Source organism: Microcoleus sp. CAWBG58, assembly GCF_020883045.1.
Lineage (GTDB): Bacteria > Cyanobacteriota > Cyanobacteriia > Cyanobacteriales > Microcoleaceae > Microcoleus.
Map to the genome: position 1 here is coordinate 21905 of NZ_JAHRFA010000004.1, position 6998 is coordinate 28902.

Here is a 6998-nt window from a genome sequence, read left to right on the forward strand (position 1 = left end):
GCCATACATAGAGGAATCAATCTAAAATCTAACATCTAACATCTAAAATCTAATGACTCGGATAATTTGCCTTGCTAATTCCTGGAAACGAGGTGACAGGTGCATCGCTGGAATTAATGAAATTAATGGTAACTGGGTACGTCCAATTTCCGACTTACCAGACGGCCAGATTCCTAAAGAAATACGGCAGATAAATAGACTGGAACCGGCATTATTAGATGTTATAGACATTCCTTTGGCAAATACGGGGCCGGATTTTGGTTTTGAGTCTGAAAATCTGTCTATTCTTCCGGGAAAATGGCAACTGGTTGGGAAGGTTTCTTCAGCCTATTTACTGAAACATTTCCGCGATAGGGCATATATTTTGCATAATGATTTGCGATTTGTGACAGTAGATTATATGCAATCTTTGCCAAGGGAAGAGCGCATTACTTTACAATTAATAAAAGCAGTAAAATTTACCGTAAGAATGGTCGGCAAAAGATTTGAAGGTGGGAATAAATGGGAAGGATCTATTGTAACTGCATACAATCAAAAATTGACGGCAACAATTACCGATCCGGTGTTTACTAGAAGGTTGGATTTGGGTTATCGCCCGGAAAAAGCTTGTTTGCTAACCATCAGTTTAAGTATGCCTTGGCGGCCTGATGATTGGGAAGGAGACGATCCTTGTTGGAAGTTGATTGCGGGTGTGATTGAGTTGGAGGAAGATATTATTTATTATTGATTAGCTGGCGTTTTGATTGAAATGGCGATCGATTCTTGATTTTTGATTAATTTTAGTAACAACTCTTGACATCGCATACATTTGAAATTATGGTAGGGCGATCGGCGCGCGACATAGGTTTAGAGATTTTGTTCGAGATTTAACATTCTTCGTGCTATAATTCTGCGGGACTGTAGCAGAAAGGGGTGCTTTTTCATGAAAGCAGAATTTTATTATGACTGTCACAGATATATTTGCAGCTTAGTTCAAGTTGATTTTGTCAAAGAATTAAAAATTAAAAATCATCAAGGTTTTGTGTTGGCTGTTAAGCAAGGAGAAAAGATTGGACTTTTGGGGAAAAGTCGCCATAATGCTAAACAAGTTGATGTGTCTAAGCCGCATTTTTATAATGTAATTAAAGCAGCAATGAGCGCTTTGGAATTAGAAACTAGAAATGAAGTCATATTAGAGAGAAATCGAACTATTGCTGATGGCGAAGAAATGATTCAGCAGCAAAACCGAGAAATTCGCGTTTTGAATGAACAGCTTAGAATTCAAGCGACTCAGATTGAGCATTTGTCAAGGGAAAACCAACAGTTATCGTTGCAGTTAGTTGAGAAGGAAATTAGAGAAACTCAAATTAGTCAAGAAATTGAGGAAGATTTAGCGGCGGAAATTGACGATGGGGTTGGGGAAGCTGAGATTAGTGAAGCCATGGATGAATTGCCGATTTTAGATTCTGGATTTGGATTGGAGTTAGTCGAACATCAGCAGGATTTGCAGGATGTTGAGAAAGCTGAAGAAATCAGCGGAGGCGAGGTTGAAATTGTGGATTTAGAAATTGTAGAAAAAGTAGAAGTTCCAGCCGAAAGTGAAATTAAGCACTTGCCTAAAAGAGGTTCACAGAGAAAGATGAGAAAGAAATAATGAAAAATTATAATTGTTTTTAAACAGTCAAAGGTTCGTAGTGAGGACTTCAGTCCGCATCAAATGCAAGGGCTGAAGTCCTCACTACGAAACGGGTGCATCTCATTTTTGCAAATATATTCGTAGGGGCGAAGCATTTCGGCAGTAAATCTCTGGTTCTCATTCATAAATTATGTGCCGAAATGCTTCGCCCTTGCCAAATTGAGTTTTTGAAGAGGGCGAAGCATGACCGCATATAATTTATTAGTTATAATCTTATATTGACAGCGGTCATGCTTCGCCCCTACACACATATTTGCAAAGCTGAAGAACACCCTATGAGGCGACTTATTTTATGTGGCGACACACCCTACTAATACTAAGCTTATAGCATTTTTAGTCGGGATTTCTCGGCGATTAGGTACTCCGGTACCCAAAAACGATCGACAGACATGAGAATAGCTACAGATATGAAAATATCAATATTTTCTCCCATTTCCTCAGTGGGCAATAAGCCAAATAATTCGTCGAATTCCTTGACATCTGCTAAAATATTATCAATGTCTTCTACAAGTTCGTCCGGGTAAATGCAGTGGATTCCTCTCTCATCTTCATAATATGCTTCTTCGTCAGGAAAGAATTGTGAGGGTTTGAGTGTTTCCATCAGATAATCTAGCTTGTGAAATTCTGTTTCAGGAACGATCGCACCTAGATCTTTCCCTGCTTGCTGTAAAATAAAACGATCGCCCTTTTGCATCACTCGTTTCACGATCGCGATCGCATTTTCGCAAAATTCCTCAACAGTTAAGTGGAAAAACCCCTCAGAGTCGATCGCCAGTTTAGCGCCCGCAGCCGCGCCCACAGCAGAATTTTGACAATTATCCAGGGCGATCGGTAAGATCGTAGGTGCGATCGAACTACGGTCAGCAGCATTAAATCCTTCAGTCATCAGTCGTTCCTCAAGATACGCATAATTGTTGACAATATTGCACAATAGAGAAAATTGTAAATATATAGCACCTACGTCTTTTTACCGCTGATGAATAGCAAATTTCTCGATCGACTCCACCACCCCTCGCGCCCAGTCATCGTCTTCGACGGCGCCATGGGAACCAACCTGCAAGTCCAAAACCTCACAGCAGAAGACTTTGGCGGTAAAGAATACGAAGGCTGTAACGAATATCTCGTGCACACCAAGCCGGAAGCCGTCGCCATCGTGCACCGAGGATTCCTCGAAGCAGGCGCCGATGTCATCGAAACAGACACCTTCGGCGCTGCTTCCATCGTGCTCGCCGAGTACGATTTAGCCGACAAAGCCTATTATCTCAACAAAACTGCCGCTGAACTCGCCAAAAATATCGCGGCCGAATTTGACACGCCAGAAAAACCGAGATTTGTCGCAGGATCGATCGGCCCTGGCACCAAATTGCCAACCTTAGGACACATTGATTTTGACACGCTTACCGCCGCTTTTACCGAACAAGCAGAAGGACTTTATGACGGTGGCGTTGACTTATTTATTGTCGAAACTTGTCAAGATGTACTGCAAATTAAATCAGCATTAAATGCCATTGAAGAAGTATTTAAGAAAAAAGGTGCGCGGATTCCGCTGATGGTATCAGTCACAATGGAAGCCACCGGCACAATGTTAGTCGGTTCCGACATCAGCGCCGCTTTAGCTATTTTGCAGCCGTATCCCATAGATATTTTAGGATTAAACTGCGCCACCGGGCCCGATCGCATGGCGGAACACGTCAAATATCTATCCGAACATTCGCCCTTTGTGGTTTCCTGCGTACCAAACGCTGGTTTACCCGAAAACATTGGCGGCCACGCACACTACAAACTGACGCCGATTGAATTAAAAATGGCCTTGATGCGCTTCGTTGAAGACTTAGGCGTACAAGTCATCGGTGGCTGCTGCGGTACTCGCTACGATCACATCCGCGAACTGTCAGAAATTGGCACAACTCTTAAACCCAAGATTCGCGAAATTAGTTGGGAACCAGCCGCTGCTTCAATTTATAGCGCCCAACCCTACGAACAAGAAAATTCCTTCTTAATTGTCGGGGAAAAACTCAACGCTAGCGGTTCCAAAAAATGCCGCGATTTGCTAAACGCCGAAGACTGGGACGGTTTAGTAGCAATGGCTAGAGAACAAGTGCGAGAAGGCGCCCACGTTCTCGATGTCAACGTCGATTATGTCGGGCGCGACGGCGTGCGCGATATGAAAGAATTAGTATCCCGCGTTGTGACTAATGCAACTCTGCCTTTAATGCTGGATTCCACCGAGTGGGAAAAGATGGAAGCCGGCTTGAAAGTGGCGGGCGGCAAATGTTTGCTCAATTCTACTAACTACGAAGACGGAGAACCGCGTTTTTATCAAGTTTTGGAGTTGGCGAAAAAATACGGCGCGGGGATTGTGATCGGTACGATTGACGAAGACGGGATGGCGCGAACTGCTGACCAAAAATTTGCGATCGCCCAACGCGCCTACAACGCTGCCCTCGCCTACGGAATTCCCGCCTCAGAACTCTTTTTTGACACCCTGGCTTTGCCAATTTCTACCGGGATTGAAGAAGACCGAAAAAACGGCAAAGCTACCATCGAATCTATCCGCCGCATCCGCCAAGAATTGCCCGGATGTCACGTGATTTTGGGAGTTTCTAACATTTCCTTCGGCTTGAATCCGGCGGCGCGCCAAGTTCTCAATTCCATGTTTTTGCACGAAGCGATGCAGGCGGGGATGGATTCGGCGATTATCAGCGCTAATAAGATTTTGCCGATCGCCAAAATCGACCCCAAACACCAGGAAATCTGCCGCAAACTGATCTACGACCAACGGGAGTTCGACGGCGATATTTGCGTTTACGACCCCTTGGGCGACCTGACAACGGTGTTTGCGGGCAAAACTACCAAGCGCGATCGTACCCAAGACGAAAACCTCCCCGTCGAAGAACGATTGAAGCGCCACATCATCGACGGCGAACGCATCGGCCTCGACATCCAACTCGCCAAAGCATTAGAAACCTATCCGCCGCTGCAAATTATCAATACCTTCTTGTTAGACGGTATGAAAGTAGTCGGAGAATTGTTTGGATCGGGACAAATGCAATTGCCATTTGTATTGCAGTCAGCAGAAACCATGAAAGCGGCAGTTGCTTATTTAGAACCGTACATGGAAAAGTCCGAATCCGGGGACAATGCTAAAGGCACATTCATCATTGCAACTGTCAAAGGCGACGTTCACGACATCGGCAAAAACTTGGTTGATATTATCCTATCAAACAACGGCTACCGAGTAATTAATTTGGGAATTAAACAGCCAGTTGACAATATCATCGAAGCCTACGAAAAGCACAAAGCAGATTGTATTGCGATGAGCGGCTTGCTGGTGAAATCTACCGCATTTATGAAGGAAAATCTGGAAGTATTCAACCAGAAAGGAATCACTGTCCCCGTAATTTTGGGCGGCGCGGCTTTGACTCCCAAGTTTGTCCATGAAGACTGCCAAAATACCTATAAAGGTAAAGTCGTTTACGGCAAAGATGCGTTTTCTGACTTGCATTTTATGGACAAACTGATGCCAGCAAAATCTGCTGGAAACTGGGAAGATTTGGCTGGATTTTTAGATGAAGTTGGGAGTGAGAATGGGGTCGTGAAAGCAGCTAAAACTTCGGCAGAAACTGCGGGTGAGGATGCGAAGAAGGCAGACACTCCGGTGATTGTTGATACCAAGCGTTCCGAAGCAGTTGACGTAAATATCGATCGCCCGAATCCTCCTTTCTGGGGAACCAAACTGTTATCGCCCGAAGAAATCCCCTTTGAAGAGCTTTTCTGGCACTTAGATTTGCAAGCATTAGTTGCGGGACAGTGGCAATTCCGCAAGCCAAAAGACCAATCGCGAGAAGAATACGATGCTTTCTTGGCAGAGAAAGTTTATCCCATACTGGAAGAATGGAAACACAAAATTATTACCGAAAAGTTACTGCATCCCCAAGCAATTTACGGGTATTTCCCCTGTCAAGCTGAGGGAAATTCATTGTATATTTACAATCCGGAAATTATGAGTAACGGGCAAGATGTATCGACACCCGCTGCGACATTCACCTTTCCCCGGCAAAAATCGGCGCGCAGGCTGTGCATTGCCGACTTCTTCGCGCCGAAAGAATCGGGCAAAATCGATGTATTTCCGATGCAAGTGGCGACGGTGGGAGAAGTTGCTACGGAGTACGCCCAAAAGCTATTTGCTAACAATCAATATACCGATTATCTCTACTTCCACGGGTTGGCGGTACAGACAGCGGAAGCGGTAGCAGAATGGACTCACGCGCGGATTCGCCGAGAATTTGGTTTTGCTAGCGAGGAACCGGACAACATTCGGGATATGCTGGCGCAGCGATATCGCGGTTCGCGCTACAGTTTCGGCTATCCGGCTTGTCCGAATATGGCGGATCAGTACAAGCAGTTGGATTTGTTAAAGTGCGATCGTATAAACCTGTACATGGATGAAAGCGAACAGCTTTATCCGGAACAATCAACCACTGCAATTATCACCTATCACCCAGCCGCGAAATACTTCACTGCTTAATTAGTTGGTGCGCGCGGACTAATCTGTTGTGCATTTAAATCCCTCGGGTTTGTAGTGAGGACTTTAGTCCGCATTTGGAGAGGACTAACTGGTTTGTAGTGAGGACTTTAGTCCGCATTTGGAGAGGACTAAAGTCCTGAATACGAACCTCTATTATGGGTTTGCAGTGAGGACTTTAGTCCGCATTTGGAGAGGACTAAAGTCCTGAATACGAACCTCTATTATGGGTTTGTAGTGAGGAATTTAGTCCGCATTTGGAGAGGACTAAAGTCCTGAATACGAACCTCTATTATGGGTTTGTAGTGAGGAATTTAGTCCGCATTTGGAGAGGACTAAAGTCCTGAATACGAACCTCTATTATGGGTTTGCAGTGAGGACTTTAGTCCGCATTTGGAGAGGACTAACTGGTTTGTAGTGAGGACTTTAGTCCGCATTTGGAGAGGACTAACTGGTTTGTAGTGAGGACTTTAGTCCGCATTTGGAGAGGACTAAAGTCCTCACTACGAACCTCTATTATGGGTTTGTAGTGAGGACTTTAGTCCGCATTTGGAGAGGACTAAAGTCCTGACTACGAACCTCTATTATGGGTTTGTAGTGAGAACTTTAGTCCGCATTTGGAGAGGACTAAAGTCCTGACTACGAACCTCTATTATGGGTTTGTAGTGAGGACTTTAGTCCGCATTTGGAGAGGACTAAAGTCCTGACTACGAACCTCTATTATGGGTTTGTAGTGAGGACTTTAGTCCGCATTTGGAGAGGACTAAAGTCCTGACTACGAACCTCTATTATGGGTTT

At 44.6% G+C, this 6998-nt stretch carries 4 protein-coding genes; 3 read left to right on the forward strand and 1 reads right to left on the reverse strand.

Annotated features, from left to right (window positions below):
* The first annotated feature begins 52 nt into the window (after positions 1–52).
* Together QZ918_RS02185 and QZ918_RS02190 are read left to right on the forward strand one after the other, a co-directional pair.
* Entirely contained in the window at positions 53–727 is a 675-nt protein-coding gene (locus tag QZ918_RS02185; RefSeq protein ID WP_293330524.1) for a dual OB domain-containing protein, read from the forward strand.
* Positions 728–922: 195 nt separating this feature from the next.
* A complete protein-coding gene (locus QZ918_RS02190) occupies positions 923–1633 on the forward strand; it encodes a hypothetical protein (protein WP_293147913.1) in 711 nt (236 codons plus the stop codon).
* Between the two features lie 364 nt (positions 1634–1997).
* Here the strand turns inward: QZ918_RS02190 and QZ918_RS02195 are convergent, their stop codons facing one another.
* Complete coding sequence (locus QZ918_RS02195) at positions 1998–2561, reverse strand: type II toxin-antitoxin system Phd/YefM family antitoxin (protein ID WP_293330527.1); 564 nt, start codon at positions 2559–2561, stop codon at positions 1998–2000.
* Between the two features lie 90 nt (positions 2562–2651).
* Between QZ918_RS02195 and metH the strand changes: the two genes are divergently transcribed.
* Positions 2652–6203 carry a methionine synthase gene (gene metH, locus QZ918_RS02200; protein ID WP_293330530.1) on the forward strand — a complete coding sequence of 1184 codons (3552 nt, stop codon included), beginning with the start codon at positions 2652–2654 and terminating at the stop codon, positions 6201–6203.
* Positions 6204–6998: the final 795 nt, after the last annotated feature.

What these genes read in the sequence shown, in the direction of transcription:
- metH (WP_293330530.1), top strand. Translation starts at nt 2,652, where the DNA reads ATGAATAGCAAATTTCTCGATCGACTCCACCACCCCTCGCGCCCAGTC.
- QZ918_RS02190 (WP_293147913.1), top strand. Translation starts at nt 923, where the DNA reads ATGAAAGCAGAATTTTATTATGACTGTCACAGATATATTTGCAGCTTA.
- QZ918_RS02195 (WP_293330527.1), bottom strand. Translation starts at nt 2,561, where the DNA reads ATGACTGAAGGATTTAATGCTGCTGACCGTAGTTCGATCGCACCTACG.
- QZ918_RS02185 (WP_293330524.1), top strand. Translation starts at nt 53, where the DNA reads ATGACTCGGATAATTTGCCTTGCTAATTCCTGGAAACGAGGTGACAGG.